Below are 14,844 nucleotides of genomic sequence, written 5' to 3'. Positions count from 1 at the left end.
GACCGCGCACACGACGCGAATCTTGCACCGAGACAGAACGCATGGAGGGAAGCGACGATGGTGGGCGATGCAGGGATTGAACCTGCGACCCCTCCCGTGTGAAGGGAGTGCTCTCCCGCTGAGCTAATCGCCCGTCGACCCGTCGGGTTTCCCCGTGGGCGGCGTCCATCGCGGCCGGGATGTAGTGTACCGCCCTCCCAGGTGTCAAGCGCGCTCGCGCCGTCACCCACGGATGAGAAGGCGCTCGACCGTTTCCACCAGGTGGTCATAGTGGTCGATGAACTCGTCGCCGCCCAGTTCCTCGGCCGGCGTCTCGGTATAGCCGAAGGGCACGACGATCGAGGGAATGCGGGCATTCCTGGCGGTGAGCACGTCGGTCATGCTGTCGCCGACCATGATGGCGCGTGCGGGCGAGCCGCCGGCCCGCTCGATGGTGCCGATCAGGTGGCCGGCATCCGGCTTGGAGACCGCGAACGTGTCCGCCCCGGCGATGACGGCGAAGCGGTCGGTGAGATCGAGCCGGTCGAGCAGCAGGCGCGAGAGATATTCGAGCTTGTTGGTGCACACCGCCAGCACATGGCCGCGCGCGGAAAGTTCATCGAGTGCCTCGACGAGGCCCGGGAAGGGGCGCGAGGAATCGGCGATATGATCGGCGTAATGTGCGAGGAAGCGCTCATACAGCTTCTCGAAGGCCGGCGGGTCGACGACGATGCCGGCGGCGCTGAGGCCGCGATTGACCAGCGCCTTGGCGCCGGCGCCGATCATCTTGCGGGTGTCCTCCCGCGGCAGGCGGGCGGCGCCGGCCTCGTCGAGAACGATGTCGAGCGTGTCGAGCAGATCCGGGGCGGTGTCGACGAGGGTGCCGTCGAGGTCGAAGGCGATCACGGCGGGAGGGGAGGATGCAGTCATGACGATTTCCGTGGATTGTTACGGTAAACGGTGGCTGCCCGCCGCCGCGAGACGGGCTTACATAGCTAGGCCTACAATCCTGCCGCTTTTGCTGTCCAGCGTGCCGCGTCCATCGGGCGCATGCGGAAGGGGTGGGGCGGTGGTAACTGGTTCCAAGTTTCGGGAGTGTTTTGCGATGAGGCTGACTATGCGAATCCGGCGTGCGACGGCGATGGCGGCCGGTGCCGCGTTGATGCTCGGTCTCGTGGCGGGCGGTCCGGCCCTCGCGCAGGGCACGAGCGAGACGACGAGCCCGCCCGCCGCCGAGGCCGCCACTCCCTCCACGCCCACTCCCTCGACGTCCGCTCCGGCCACGACGGGCGGGGCGAGCGCCGCCACCGGTCCCTATGTGTTCGGTTCGCCGCCCTCGGCGCAGGCCAACCGCATCTACTCGGTGAATGTGCGCACCGGCGAGGTGAGCGCCTGCCAGTTCGAGCGTCCCGAGGGAAGCCTGGTCGGCGTCACACGCTGCTTCCGACGCGACGCCAGCGCCGGTCCCGGCGAGCCGGGCACCTACGACATGATGTCGACGCGCTATTCCGGCGAGACCGGCATCTTCCGGGTCAACGTGCTGACCGGCAAGATGAGCGTATGCTACGTGCGCGACATGCCCAAGGAGGGCGGCGGCGTCGAGCCCGCGGTGGTCTGCACGGCGCCGTCGCTGTGACACGTCCGCTGGCGAAGGCCAGCGCGGGCTTGTCGCGGCACCGCAACGGCGCTAGGCACGCTGGAGAACTGGAAAAATTCAAGCCTGAAGCATAGCGAGCATCATGTCCGACGCCGAAACCCTTAAACGCCAGGCCGCCGCCCAGGCGCTGGAGTATGTCCGCTCCGGCATGAAGCTCGGTCTCGGTACCGGCTCGACCGCCAAGCATTTCGTCGAGCTTCTGGCCGCGCGCGTGGCCGAGGGGCTCGAGGTCGTCGGCGTGCCGACCTCCGAAGCGACGCGGGCGCAGGCGGAAAGCCTGGGCGTGCCGCTCGGCACGCTGGACGAGCATCCGGTGCTCGACCTGTGCATAGACGGCGCCGACGAGATCGGCCCCGACCTCGCCCTCATCAAGGGCGGCGGCGGCGCGCTGCTGCGCGAGAAGATCGTCGCCACGGCCGCCGGGCAGATGATCGTGATCGCCGACGCAACGAAGAAGGTCGAGCGGCTCGGCGCCTTCCCGCTGCCCATCGAAGTGGTGGATTTCGGCGTCGCCGCGATTCGCCGCAGCATCGACCGGGCGGCCCGCGCCGCCGGATGCCAGGGGCTGCTGACACTGCGTCGCCGCCCCGACGGTCATGTTTTCGTCACGGATCAGGGACACCTGATCCTCGATGCCGCCTATCACAGCATCGCCGACCCGTCCGCGCTGGCTGCCGAGCTTTCCCAGGTGGCCGGGGTGGTCGAGCATGGCCTCTTCATCAATCTGGCGAGCCGCGTCATTCTCGCGGGCGCTGGCGGCGTGACGGTCATCGACCGCGCGTGATCAAAGTTCGTCAGGGAGACATTCATGCGGCTTGATATTGCAGGACGGCTCGCCGGCACGGCGCTGACGCTGTCCCTCCTCGCGGGAGCGGTTCCCGCCCTCGCCCAGGACACCGCGCCGTTCAAGATGGCCCAGGCCGCCGCCAAGGCGCCCGAGCCCACCGCCGAGCAGATGAAGCTGGCGAACGAGCTTCTCGTCGCCAATGGCGAGGCGAGCAGCTTCGATGCCGTCATTCCCAATGTCGTGGAGCAGACGGCGGCCGGCTTCGTGCAGGCCAATCCCGACCTCATCCGCGACCTGCGCGAGGTGGCCAAGCAGCTCTCCGCGCAATATGAGAGCCGCCGGTCCGAGATCGTGCAGATACTCGCCCGCATCTATGCGACCGAGTTCACCACGCAGGAGTTGAAGGATTTGCTGGCCTTCTACCGCTCGGAGGCCGGCCGCAAGCTGGTGGTCAAGCGAGAGGAACTGCTCAAGGCTGGCTTCAGCAGCATCCAGGCCTGGAGCGCGGTGTTCGCGCGCGAGATGGAAGGCCGGGTGCGCGAGGAAATGAAGAAGCGCGGCTTCACCATCTGACGCGCCCGATCTTCTGGCGGAGAGCGATCTCCCGACAGACAAATGCCCGGCTCGCGCCGGGCATTTTCGTTTTCGGTCGTCGCGGCGGCTCGCTGTCGGCGGTGTCAGTCCTCGTCGGCGCCGACCGGCGCCTTGCGGCCGGTGATGACGTAGAACAGCAGCGGCCCGAACAGGGCGAGGGCGGAAAGCGCGTAGAGCGTCAGCGCGACGGGGCTCTGGAACAGCACCACCGGATCGCCGACGCTGATCGCCAGCGCCCGGCGCAGCTGCTGCTCGGCGAGCGGGCCGAGGATGAGCCCGACCACCACCGGGGCGATCGGGTAGTCGTAGCGGCGCAGCACATAGCCCAGCAGGCCGAAGATCAGCAGCATGCCGAGCTCGACGAGCGAGGGGTTGGCGCCGAGCGTGCCGAGGGTGGCGAACACCAGGATGCCGCCATAGAGCCAGGGGCGGGGGATGGCGAGCAGGCGCACCCACAGCCCGACCAGCGGCAGGTTGAGGATCAGCAGCATGCCGTTGGCGATGAACAGGCTGGCGATCAGGCCCCAGACCAGATCCGGCGCGGTGGCGAACAGCAGCGGGCCGGGGTTGAGGCCGTATTGCTGGAAGCCGGCGAGCATGATGGCGGCGGTCGCCGAGGTCGGCAGGCCGAGGGTCAGCAGCGGCACCAGCACGCCGGCGGCGGCGGCGTTGTTGGCAGCCTCCGGGCCGGCGACGCCCTCGATGGCGCCGTTGCCGAACTCGTCCGGCTTCCTGCACAGTCGCTTTTCCAGCGCATAGGACAGGAAGGTCGGGATTTCCGCCCCGCCTGCCGGCATGGCGCCGATGGGGAAGCCAAGAAACGTCCCGCGCAGCCACGGCTTCCAGGAGCGCTTCCAGTCTTCCTTGTTCATGAACACCGAGCCCTTCACCGGCTCGATCACTTCCTCCGCCCGGCTGCCGGCGGCGACCACCGAGAGCGTCTCGCCGATGGCGAACAGGGCGACGGCCAGCGTCGTCACCTCGACGCCGTCGAGCAGGTCGGGGATGGAGAAGGACAGGCGCGCCTGTCCGCTCTGCAGGTCGATGCCGATGAGGCCGAGCGCGAGGCCGATGAACAGGCTGGTGAGGCCGCGCGTCACCGACGAGCCGAAGGCGGCCGAGACGGTGGTGAAGGCTAGCACCATCAGCGCGAAATAGTCTTCCGGCCCGAAGGAGATGGCGACGTCGACCACGGTCGGCGCGATCAGCGCGAGGCCGATCGTGGCGATGGTGCCGGCGACGAAGGAGCCGATGGCGGCGGTGGCGAGCGCGGGCCCGCCGCGCCCGGCGCGGGCCATCTTGTTGCCTTCCAGCGCCGTGACGATGGACGAGCTCTCGCCCGGCGTATTGAGCAGGATGGAGGCGGTCGAGCCGCCATACATGCCGCCATAATAGATGCCGGCGAACATGATCAGCGAGCCGGCCGGGTCGAGTTTGAAGGTGATCGGCAGCAGCAGCGCGACGGTGAGCGCCGGGCCGATACCGGGCAGCACGCCGACGGCGGTGCCGAGCATGACGCCGATGAAGGCGAAGAGGAGATTCATCGGCTGCAGGGCGACCATCACGCCCTGGCTGAGGGCGGCGAATGTATCCATGGGTGCCTCCTCAGATCAGGCGTTCGAGCGGGCCGGCCGGCAGCGCGAGCTGCAGTCCCTTCGCGAAGATCACGTAGATGACGAAGCAGAGCACGGCTCCGGCGAGGAAGTGCCCCCACAGCGGCCCCTTGCCGAAGCCCTTCGCGGTGGCGGCGAACAGCCATCCGGTGGCGAGGGCGAAGCCGACCCCGAAGCCCAGCAGGACGATCTGGCCGATCAGCCCCGCCAGTACCCAGGCCATGGGGCCGATCTCGTCGCGCGGGCGCTCCTGCGCACCTTCGCGGATCGCCTCGACGGCATTGGCGAAGGCCAGCAGGGCGAGGCCGCCGGCGATGATGGTGGGAAAGGCCGCCGGCCCGACGGCCGAAAAGGTGTTGATCCCGGAGAGCCGCCAGGCATCCCAGCCGACCACCAGGGCGAGGGCGGCGAGGGCGAAGGCGATGACGAAGCGGGCTTTGTCGGGCCCTTGGGCGGAGGTGGGGCGGGAATCGCTCATCGGCGGGCTCCGGGGGTGTCGGAACGAAAATCTCCCCCGCGGCTGGCCGCGGGGGAGCGTCTGAGAGGTCGGCGGACCGCGCCCTTACTGGGCGAGGCCGATGTCCTTCAGGATGGTCTGGGTGGCGGCGATGTCCTTGGCCAGCTGGGTGTCGAACGCCTCGCCCGACAGGTAGGTGTTGGCCCAGCCCTTCTGCGCCAGCATGTCGATCCACGCTTTGGACTTCACCATCTTGTCGATGGTCTGGGTGATCTCCTGCTTCTGCGCCGGCGTGATGCCCGGGGCGGCGGCGATCATGCGCCAGTTCTGGATCTCCACGTCGACCCCGGCTTCCTTGAAGGTCGGCACGTCGGGCGCTTCCGGCAGGCGGGCGGCGCTCGACACGCCGAGTATGCGCAGCTTGCCGGCCTTCGCCTGGGCGTCATACTCGGACAGGCTGGAGATGCCGACGGTGACCTTGCCGCCGAGCAGCGAGGCAAGCGATTCGCCGCCGCCGGAGAAGGCGATGTAGTTCACCTTGGTCGGGTCGACGCCGATGGCCTTGGCGAACAGCCCAGCGGCGATATGGTCGGTGCCGCCGGCCGAGCCGCCGGCCCAGGACACCTTCTGCGGGTCCGCCTTCAGCGCGGCCACGAGATCGGCCAGCGACTTGAGCGGCGAATTGGCCGGCACCGCAATGGCCTCATACTCGCCGGTGAGACGGGCGATCGGCGTGACCATGGAGAGGTTGACCGGTGACTTGTTGGTGATGATGGCGCCGACCATGACGTAGCCGCCGACGATCAGCACGTTCGGGTCGCCCTTGCTCGAATTCACGAACTGGGCGAGGCCGATGGTGCCGCCGGCGCCCGGCACGTTGAGCACCTGCACGTTCTCGACCAGCTTGTCGGACTGCAGCACATGCTGGATCGAACGCGCGGTCTGGTCCCAGCCGCCGCCGGGTGCCGCCGGGGCGATGATCTTCAGGTCCTTGATCTCGGCATGGGCGGCGCCGAAGGGAGCGACGGCGACGGCGGCGGCGAGCAGCGCCCCGCTGAACAGATGCTTCATGGTTTCCTCCAAGGGACAGGGCGGCGGCACGTTCGATGCTGGCCGTCGCTTGCAACGCGGTGAACGAAGCTAAAGCGGCGGCCCCCCCCATGTCGAGTTCCCCGGAAGGATGAGAGTTTTCGCACACCGGAGTCGCAAGGCTGCCATGCACCGGCTTGACGGGCGGGGCTGGCGGGGCGACATGCCAGTCACCATCGGCCGCGCAGCGGGGGGAGCCTCTCATGGACCAGTTCGACGTCGACCTGTTTGTCATCGGCGGAGGGTCGGGCGGCGTGCGCGCGGCGCGCATCGCGGCAGGCTACGGGGCGAAGGTGAAGATCGCCGAGGAGTACCGCGTCGGCGGCACCTGCGTGATCCGTGGCTGCGTGCCCAAGAAGCTGTTCGTCTATGCCGCGCGCTTCGCCCATGAGTTCGAGGATGCCGCTGGCTTCGGCTGGAGCGTGGAGGGTGCGTCTTTCGACTGGCCGACGCTGATCGCCAACAAGGACAAGGAGATCGCCCGGCTGGAGGGCGCCTACAGCGCCAACCTCCTTCGCTCCGGCGTCGAGATCGTGCCGCAGCGTGCAACGATCGCGGGGGCGCACGAGGTGCGCCTCGCTGACGGAACGTCGGTGACGGCGCGGTTCATCCTCATTGCCACTGGCGGGCGGCCCAATCACGGCCTCGACTTCCCGGGGTGCGAACTCGGCATTACTTCGAACGAGATCTTCCATCTCGAACGCTTCCCCGAGCGCATCGTCATCCAGGGCGCGGGCTATATCGCCCTCGAATTCGCCAGCCTGCTGGCCGGTCTTGGCTCGAAGGTCACGGTCGTCCATCGCGGCGACAAGCTGCTGCGCGGCTTCGACGAGGACATCCGCGCGCGCATCGTCGACGAGATGATGCAGAACGGGGTGGATTTCGCCTTTGGCGTCACCATCGACGGCATCTACGAGGCGGGCGCCGGCAAGCGCGTGCGCCTCAATGACGGGCGCGACCTGTTCGCCGACGAGGTGATGCTGGCCATCGGCAGGGTGCCGAACACGATCGGGCTCGGCCTCGACACGGTGGGCGTGCATCTCGACGAAGCCGGCGCCATCGTGGTGGACGGCCTGTCGCGCTCCAACATTCCCTCCATCTATGCGGTTGGCGACGTGACCAACCGGGTGAACCTCACCCCGGTCGCCATCCGCGAGGGCCACGCCTTCGCCGACACGGTGTTCGGCAAGCGGCCCTGGCACGTGACCTACGACAACATCCCGACCGCCGTGTTCACCGAACCGGAGATCGGCACGGTGGGTCTCACCGAGCAGGAGGCGCGGGCGCTGGGCCGGCGCATCGACATCTACAAGACCGATTTCCGCCCGCTGAAGGCGACCCTCTCCGGCCGGGCCTCGCGCGTCTTCATGAAGATCGTGGTGGCCCAGGCCGACGACCGGGTGCTCGGCGTGCATCTCATCGGCGAGGGCTCCGGCGAGATGGTGCAACTGGCGGCGATCGCGCTGAATGTCGGCGCCACCAAGGCCGATTTCGACCGCACCATGGCGCTGCATCCCTCCAGCGCCGAGGAACTGGTGACGTTGCGTAGCAAGCACGCGTCGAGCGACCAGATTCCCGAGGCTTCCGCCGGGGCGACGCCGGCGCTTTAAGCCGCAAGGAGGCTTGGGCGGAGGTGCAATGACGCACCGTCGCCAGCCTCTGGTCTTGCCGGGATGCTTGGGTGTATAAGGCCCGCCTTTCCCGCCGGGGACGAGCCCCGGCGGCGCGTTATCTTTGTTGGAGGCCGTCATGTCTGATCGCTGGACGCCGGATAGCTGGAGGGCTCTGCCCGTTCAGCAGGTCCCGGATTATCCGGACGCCGAAGCCCTGGCTTCGGTGGAGCGTCAGCTCGCCTCCTTTCCGCCGCTGGTTTTTGCAGGTGAGGCTCGCCGGCTGAAGCGCCAGCTCGCCAAGGTGGCGACCGGCGAGGCGTTCCTGCTGCAGGGCGGCGACTGCGCCGAGAGCTTCGCCGAGCATTCGGCCGACAACATCCGCGATTTCTTCCGCGTCTTCCTGCAGATGGCGGTGGTGCTGACCTATGCCGGCGCCTCGCCGGTGGTGAAGGTCGGCCGCATCGCCGGGCAGTTCGCCAAGCCGCGCTCGGCGCCGATGGAGACCGTGGACGGGGTGGAACTGCCGTCCTACCGCGGCGACATCGTCAACGACATCGAGTTCACGCCGGAAGCGCGCATTCCCGATCCGCGCCGTCAGATCGAGGCGTACCGCCAGTCGGCGGCAACGCTGAACCTGCTGCGCGCCTTCGCCAATGGCGGCTATGCCAGCCTCGGCAACGCGCATCAGTGGATGCTCGGCTTCATCAAGGATAGCCCGCAGTCCGGCCGCTACCAGGCGCTCGCCGACCGCATCACCGAGGCGCTCGACTTCATGCGCGCCATCGGCATCGATCCGGAGCATCATCCGGAAATGCGCTCGACGGAGTTCTTCACCTCGCACGAGGCGCTGTTGCTCGGCTTCGAGCAGGCGCTGACGCGGGTGGATTCCACCACCGGCGACTGGTACGCGACCTCCGGCCACATGATCTGGATCGGCGACCGCACCCGTCAGGCGGACCATGCCCATATCGAGTATTGCCGCGGCGTGAAGAACCCGCTCGGTCTGAAGTGCGGCCCGTCGCTGAAGCCGGACGATCTCATCCGTCTCATCGACACGCTGAACCCGGAGAACGAGCCGGGCCGGCTGACGCTGATCGCCCGCTTCGGCGCCGACAAGGTAGCCGACCACATGCCGGCGCTGGTGCGCGCGGTGAAGCGCGAGGGCCGCACCGTGGTTTGGTCGTGCGATCCCATGCACGGCAACACCATCAAGGCCGGTTCGGGCTACAAGACCCGTCCGTTCGACAAGATCCTGAGCGAGGTGAAGGACTTCTTCGCCGTCCACGCGGCCGAGGGCACCTATGCCGGCGGCGTGCATCTGGAAATGACCGGCAAGAACGTCACCGAATGCACCGGCGGCGCCCGCGCGATCTCGGATGCGGACCTCAAGGACCGCTACCACACCTATTGCGACCCGCGCCTCAATGCCGAGCAGGCCATCGAGATGGCCTTCCTCGTCGCCGAGCTGCTCAAGCAGGAGCGGGCGGGTCGCGTGCGTCCGGCGATCGAAGCCGCCGAGTGAGCGCAGGCGGGCCGGGCGAAAGCCCTTTGCCCGCCAGGCCACCTCCGATAATCAAGCACCGCGGCCCGCCGGCCGCGGTGTTTTCATATGGGGGGCTGCCGAGTGCGGCAGGTCATCTTCGAGAGCCAGAATGTTCGCGTCGTCCGCACGCCCGGCCGGCGCCGCGATGTGGTCTTCGTGACCTTCGAGGCGCATCAGCTCAAGCGTCCCCCCGACCGCCAGGGCTTCGGCGAGAAATTCCTGCAGGACAACGGCTTCACCGCCTACCACCTGCTGGCCAACGATAATTTCTGGTTCCAATACCCCGAGATGGAAGAGGTGCTGGCGGCCGTGAGGGCCGATATCGGGCCGGGGCCTGAAATCGTCGTCTACGGTGTCAGCATCGGCGGCTATGCGGCGTTCCGTTTCGCTGGATTGCTGGGGGCGGCGCGCGTCATCGCCTTCTCGCCGCAATACAGCATCGACAAGAAGGTGATCCCCTGGGACAAGCGCTGGGACCGGCTGTTCGACCGCCCGCGCCAGATCCTGTGGGAACACCTGACGACACCGCGCGGCGTGCCGATCTATCTCTTCTACGATCCGCACAACCGCGACCGCCATCATGTGCGCCTGCTGGCGCGCGAGGCGGACGTGACGCGCATCCGCGTGCCCTATGCCGGGCACGCCACCATCACCGTGTTCATGGAAGCCGGCATGCTCGGCAAGGCGGTGCTCGACATCGCCGAAAACCGCTTCGACGCGGCGGCCTGCGAGCGCGAGCTCAAGACCCGCCTCGACCGTTCCCCGCTCTATCTCGCCAAGCGGGCGCGCAAGCGCGACCGCTTCCTCCGGCGGCTGCGGGCCGACTTCATCGACCGGTTCGGCTGAGTGTTTCCAAGGGCATGTTTGTGCGGCCTTTTTGCCGCATTTCCGTTTCTTTCCCGCAATCTTCGGAAATTCCGATTGCTCGCCGGGTGCTCCCCTCGCTAGGCTGCGTTTCGCGCAATTCACGGTCGTCGCGCCACTGGCGACCCGCGGGAGCAGCAGAGTGCGTCACGTCATTTTCGAGAGCGAGAACCTTCAGGTCGTCAAGGTTCCGGGGCGTCGAGACGGCGTTGCGTTCGTCACTTTCGAATCGATGCGGCCGGACCGCCCGGAGGGCCGAAAGGGCTTCGGCGAGCCGTTCTTCGAGAGCCGCGGCTTCACCGCCTATCATTTCCTGCCGACCGGGAATTGCTGGTACCAGTACCCGGAAATGCCCGAGGCGCTGGCAAGCGTGCGCGCCGATGTCGCCGACGGCGTCCGGCTCATCACCTACGGCATGAGCATGGGCGCCTATGCGGCCTGTCGCTTCTCCGAACCGCTGCGCGCCGATGTGGTGATCGCCTTCTCGCCGCAATACAGCATCGACCGCTGGCGCGTTTGGTGGGAGCGGCGCTGGGGCTCGGAGAGCACGTCGCTGATCTGGGACCGCGAGCTGCCGCGCAAGGAAGCGGTGAAATACGTCTTCTATGATCCGCTGAACACGGACCGGCGGCATATTCGCGGCCTGCGCCGCGAGGCCGATCTCGAACTCACGCGCATCTATTTCAGCGGCCACGCTTCCATCGCCTATGTGCAGGAGTGCGGCATGCTGGAGAACGTGGTCTTCGACATCGCGGAAGACCGCTTCGACATCGCCCGTTTTGAAACCCGGCTGTGGCAGCGGCGCGTCCAATCGCCGACCTACCAGAAGACCCGGCGGCGAAAGAGCACCGGCATCTTCCGCCGCCTTCGCTACATGTTCATCGAGAGCCTGCTCGAGCGCCGCCTCGGCGCGGCGGACCGGTCGAACCCGGTCGGTCTTCTGCCCGATAGCGCCGTCTGAGACCCGCTCCGCCGGGGCGGAGCGGGAGCGGGTCAGTTCCAGCCTTCCAGCACGATCTTGCCGATCGAGCGGCCGCTTTCGACGGCGGCATGGGCGCGCGTGAGGTTCGCCGCAGTGATGGTGCCGAAATTCGCGCCGAGCGTGGTGCGCAGCGTGCCGGCGTCGACGAGGCGGGCCACCTCTTCCAGGATCTCGTGCTGGCGGATCATGTCGGGGGTCTGGAACAGCGAGCGGGTGAACATGAGTTCCCAGTGCAGCGACAGGCTCTTGCCCTTCAGCGGCAGGGCATCGAGCGTCGCCGGGTCGTCGATGATGGCGATGCGGCCCTGCGGCCGCGCGGCCTTGACGATCTCGGTCCAGTGCTTGTCGGTGTTGGTGAGGGTGTAGGTATAGTCGATCGGTCCGAGGCCGGCGGCGCCGAGTTCTTCGCTCAGCGGGCGGGAATGGTCGATGACCGCATGCGCGCCGAGGGTCTCCACCCAGGCGCGGCTTTCCGGGCGCGAGGCGGTGCCGATGACGGTGAGACGGGTCAACTGGCGGGCGAACTGCACGGCGAGCGAGCCGACGCCGCCGGCCGCGCCCACAATGAGCAGCCTGGCACCCTCGCCACCCTTCATCGGCACCTGCAGCCGGTCGAACAGGCCCTCCCAGGCGGTCAGCGAGGTCAGCGGCAGCGCGGCGGCTTCCGCGAAGCCGAGGGATGCCGGCTTGTGGCCGGCGATGCGCGCGTCGACGAGGTGCAGTTCGGCATTGGTGCCCGGTCGGTTGAGGTCGCCGGCATAGAACACCTCCTCGCCGGGCTTGAAGAGCGTGACCTCTGAACCGACCGCCTCGACGATTCCGGCCGCGTCCCAGCCGAGGATGACCGGCGCCTCGTCGGTGCCGGCGCGGCGGCGGCGCACTTTGGTGTCGACCGGATTGACCGAAACGGCCTTCACCCGCACTAGCAGGTCGTGCGGACCGGGCGTGGGGGCCGGCGTGTCGAAATCGAACAGCGCGCGTTCCGCGTCGATGGGCAGGGACTGACTGTAGCCGATGGCCTTCATGATGGGTCTCCCGCGCCGCGCCCGAGGCGCCTGCGTCGTTTGTTGACAATCTGTCCGGAGATGTCGCGATGCGGACGGAAAGTGCAAGAACGCACGAAATTGTCGGCAGGTATCGAAAATGTAAGTCCCTTTCGCGAACGCCCCGAACTACCTAGATTCTCCCGGCCCGAAGCGGAGACGTGCCATGGCGAGGCGCCATCAGGATTATGCGTGCGGCGAGGGTTGCCCGGTCGAGGCGGCGCTGGAGATCATCGGCGCCAAATGGAAGGGCGGCATCGTCTATCACCTGCTCAGCGGCGAATTGCGCTTCAGCGAGCTGCGCCGGCGGATGCCCAATGTCACTCCGCGCATTCTCGCCAAGGCGCTGCGCGAGCTGGAGGCGGACGGCGTGATCTCGCGCACGGTCTATCCCACCGTGCCGCCGCAGGTCGGCTACCAGCTCACCGCCGACGGCGAGCGGCTGCGGACGGCGGTGCTCGAACTGCACCGCTGGGGCAACCGGCGCCGGCCGGCCTTCGATGTCGCGGCAGAATGACATTCCGCCCGCCCGGACTGGCCATTGGCGGTCCGGCTCATTAGAACGCCGCATGGCGTCGCATCGCGGATGAGCACTTCGAGTCGAAGGCTGGTCCGGGAACGGCGCGAGCCCGTTTTCGCATCGGTCCGTTCGGATTGCCATGACCCACCCGGAGCAGACCCACCCGGAGCCGCCTGTCGCCGATGGCGCGCCGGCGCGCCGGCGCTATTTCGAGCCCAGGCGGCGCAGCAGGCTGCGGCGCTGGCTCACCGGCGCCAGCCAGAAGACCGGCCGCTCCATGGGCCGCCTGCTGTTCGATGCCGAAGGGCGGCCGCGTCCCTGGCTGCGGGCCTTGCTGTTCGATGCCTATCAGCGCCCGCGCCCCGGCCTCGAAGGCGTGGTTTTCAAGGAGCCGGGGCGCCCCCGGCGCCCCTTCGCCGGCTGGCTCTCCCATGCCGACGAGACGCTGCCGCCGTTGGTCGCGCATCTGCCGTTTCCTGCCGTGGCCGAGGCTGGCCGGCGCTATGTCGTTGTCGTGGCCGAGGGCGACGCGGCCCCGCTCGCCGGGCTCGTGCGTGCGCTGGCACGCGACTACGCGGTGATCCTGCTGCAGCTCGATGGTACGGCGCCGCGTGACCTGCCGGCGTCGGTCGTCGCCGTCGAGGTGGCCAGTTCGCGCGCGCCGCGCGCGGTGCTGCTCGACGCGCTGGCCTTCCGCGTGTGCGACTACCGGCCGCTTTTCGCCATCGCCGTCGGCTTGGAGACGGCCGACGCCGCCGATTTCCTGGAGCAGCGCAACATCCCGGTCGTCGCCCTCGCCGGCGCGCCGGACGGCTATTCCGCGCAGGGCGCGGCCCTGGAGCAGGCGCTGGATCGGGCGAGCGCGGTGGTGTTTCCCTCGCCAGCCGCGAAGGAGGCCGCGCTGGCGCTCCTGCCGCATCTGGCCGGGCGCCGGCGCCGCGTCGCCATCGCATCGCCGCTGGCCGAGGGATCCGCCCAGATTGTCGCCCTCGGCCGGGAGATCGGCGACGAGCTGGACAACGAGCTGGCACTGGTCCTCGCCACCGAGCCCGAGCGTCTGGAAGTGCTGGCGATCCCGCGCGAGAACGATCCGCCCGGCGAGCTCACGGTCGAGGCGAAGCTCGCCACGCTCATCGCCGCCTGGCGGCGCAAGGCGCTGCTCAGGCGCCATCCCAATCGTCCGCCGCTGCGCCGGCCCTATTCCGGCTTCCACCCGCTGATCTATGCCGAACACCATCCGGTCGCCTGCTTCGACCAGCGGCGCTATCCGCTGTCGCACTGGATCGAGCAGGGGCGCCCCGAGGGACCATGGGCGGTGCCGGTCGTCGGGCCGCCGAAGGCGCCGGCGGCGAGCCGCCTCCGGTCTGCGCTGCACGGCCATTTCTTCTATCCCGACCTGCTGCCGGAACTGCTCGGAAGGCTTGAGGTCAATACGTCCCGTCCCGACCTCTTCCTCACCACCGACACGCCGGCCAAGGCGGAGGAGCTGCGCGCGATGACGGCGGCCTATCCCGCGGCGGTGCGCATCGACGTGGTGCCCAATATCGGCCGCGACGTCGGGCCTTTCCTCACTGCCCTGCGCGATGCGCTCACCGGCGGCGGCTATGACGTGTTCTTCCATGTGCACGGCAAGAAGACCAAGGGCCGGCGCCGCGCTATCGGCGATCCCTGGCGCAACTTCCTGTGGGAGAACCTGATCGGCGGCGAGCATCCCATGCTCGACGCGGTGCTCGCCCAAATGGCGGCGAATCCGAAGGTCGGGCTCGTCTACCCCGAGGACACCCATCTGCTCGACTGGGCGCGCAATGCCCGCGTGGTCGAGGAACTCCGGCAGGATATGGGATTGACCGAACTGCCCGGCGCCTATGTCGACTTCCCGGTCGGCAACATGTTCGCCGTCCGCCCGGCGGCGCTGGCGCCCGTGCTGGCACTGGACCTGCAATGGCCCGATTATCCCGTCGAGCCGATCCCGATCGATGGAACCGTCATGCACGGGCTGGAGCGCACCCTGCCGATGGCGGTGCGCAAGGCGGGCTTCGGCGTCGCCGCCGTGCGGGTGCCGGGCACCGACTGGGACTGACGAACGACCGGCCGCCCGGACCG

At 68.3% G+C, this 14,844-nt stretch carries 14 protein-coding genes and 1 tRNA gene; 9 read left to right on the top strand and 6 right to left on the bottom strand.

The window, feature by feature from the left end; genetic code table 11:
- Positions 1–58: 58 nt before the first annotated feature.
- Positions 59–133: transfer RNA gene (locus AC1PZ7_RS17795), tRNA-Val, on the bottom strand.
- A gap of 89 nt (positions 134–222) precedes the next feature.
- The gene (locus AC1PZ7_RS17790) at positions 223–909 is read right to left on the bottom strand and encodes an HAD-IA family hydrolase (protein ID WP_482356521.1); all 687 of its coding nucleotides are present in this window, start codon (positions 907–909) and stop codon (positions 223–225) included.
- Between the two features lie 187 nt (positions 910–1,096).
- On the opposite strand from AC1PZ7_RS17790, the gene AC1PZ7_RS17785 reads away from it, so the two are divergent.
- From AC1PZ7_RS17785 to AC1PZ7_RS17775, 3 genes are all read left to right on the top strand, one after another.
- Positions 1,097–1,615: a hypothetical protein gene (locus AC1PZ7_RS17785; RefSeq protein WP_482356520.1), complete on the top strand. Its 519-nt coding sequence runs from the start codon at positions 1,097–1,099 to the stop codon at positions 1,613–1,615.
- Between the two features lie 103 nt (positions 1,616–1,718).
- Complete coding sequence (gene rpiA / locus AC1PZ7_RS17780) at positions 1,719–2,420, top strand: ribose-5-phosphate isomerase RpiA (RefSeq protein ID WP_482356519.1); 702 nt, start codon at positions 1,719–1,721, stop codon at positions 2,418–2,420.
- A 24-nt stretch (positions 2,421–2,444) separates the two neighbouring features.
- Positions 2,445–2,996, top strand: a complete 552-nt coding sequence (locus AC1PZ7_RS17775; RefSeq protein WP_482356518.1) for a DUF2059 domain-containing protein — start codon at positions 2,445–2,447, stop codon at positions 2,994–2,996.
- Positions 2,997–3,100: 104 nt separating this feature from the next.
- Here the strand turns inward: AC1PZ7_RS17775 and AC1PZ7_RS17770 are convergent, their stop codons facing one another.
- The 3 genes from AC1PZ7_RS17770 to AC1PZ7_RS17760 all read right to left on the bottom strand — a co-directional run bounded on the left by AC1PZ7_RS17770 (position 3,101) and on the right by AC1PZ7_RS17760 (position 6,158).
- Entirely contained in the window at positions 3,101–4,612 is a 1,512-nt protein-coding gene (locus AC1PZ7_RS17770) for a tripartite tricarboxylate transporter permease (protein WP_482356517.1), read from the bottom strand.
- A 10-nt stretch (positions 4,613–4,622) separates the two neighbouring features.
- On the bottom strand, positions 4,623–5,108 hold the full coding sequence (locus tag AC1PZ7_RS17765; protein WP_482356516.1) for a tripartite tricarboxylate transporter TctB family protein: 486 nt from the start codon (positions 5,106–5,108) through the stop codon (positions 4,623–4,625).
- Positions 5,109–5,192: 84 nt separating this feature from the next.
- Complete coding sequence (locus AC1PZ7_RS17760) at positions 5,193–6,158, bottom strand: Bug family tripartite tricarboxylate transporter substrate binding protein (RefSeq protein ID WP_482356515.1); 966 nt, start codon at positions 6,156–6,158, stop codon at positions 5,193–5,195.
- A 221-nt stretch (positions 6,159–6,379) separates the two neighbouring features.
- On the opposite strand from AC1PZ7_RS17760, the gene gor reads away from it, so the two are divergent.
- The 4 genes from gor (at position 6,380) to AC1PZ7_RS17740 (ending at position 11,157) form a co-directional block, all read left to right on the top strand.
- On the top strand, positions 6,380–7,786 hold the full coding sequence (gor, locus tag AC1PZ7_RS17755) for a glutathione-disulfide reductase (RefSeq protein WP_482356514.1): 1,407 nt from the start codon (positions 6,380–6,382) through the stop codon (positions 7,784–7,786).
- A 139-nt stretch (positions 7,787–7,925) separates the two neighbouring features.
- Positions 7,926–9,311, top strand: a complete 1,386-nt coding sequence (locus AC1PZ7_RS17750; RefSeq protein WP_482356513.1) for a class II 3-deoxy-7-phosphoheptulonate synthase — start codon at positions 7,926–7,928, stop codon at positions 9,309–9,311.
- Between the two features lie 102 nt (positions 9,312–9,413).
- Entirely contained in the window at positions 9,414–10,178 is a 765-nt protein-coding gene (locus AC1PZ7_RS17745) for an alpha/beta fold hydrolase (protein WP_482356512.1), read from the top strand.
- A gap of 160 nt (positions 10,179–10,338) precedes the next feature.
- On the top strand, positions 10,339–11,157 hold the full coding sequence (locus tag AC1PZ7_RS17740; protein WP_482356511.1) for an alpha/beta hydrolase: 819 nt from the start codon (positions 10,339–10,341) through the stop codon (positions 11,155–11,157).
- Between the two features lie 32 nt (positions 11,158–11,189).
- Here AC1PZ7_RS17740 and AC1PZ7_RS17735 read toward each other — a convergent pair whose 3' ends face one another.
- Entirely contained in the window at positions 11,190–12,203 is a 1,014-nt protein-coding gene (locus tag AC1PZ7_RS17735; protein WP_482356510.1) for a zinc-binding alcohol dehydrogenase family protein, read from the bottom strand.
- Between the two features lie 184 nt (positions 12,204–12,387).
- Between AC1PZ7_RS17735 and AC1PZ7_RS17730 the strand changes: the two genes are divergently transcribed.
- A complete protein-coding gene (locus AC1PZ7_RS17730) occupies positions 12,388–12,738 on the top strand; it encodes a winged helix-turn-helix transcriptional regulator (protein WP_482356509.1) in 351 nt (116 codons plus the stop codon).
- 142 nt (positions 12,739–12,880) lie between these two features.
- Entirely contained in the window at positions 12,881–14,821 is a 1,941-nt protein-coding gene (locus AC1PZ7_RS17725; protein ID WP_482356508.1) for a rhamnan synthesis F family protein, read from the top strand.
- The last annotated feature ends 23 nt before the right edge of the window (positions 14,822–14,844 follow it).

The sequence above is a fragment of the Ancylobacter sp. TW_SC_1 genome (assembly GCF_056836805.1).
Note: the sequence above shows the minus strand (reverse complement) of the source record. Positions and strands in the feature narration are given on the sequence as shown.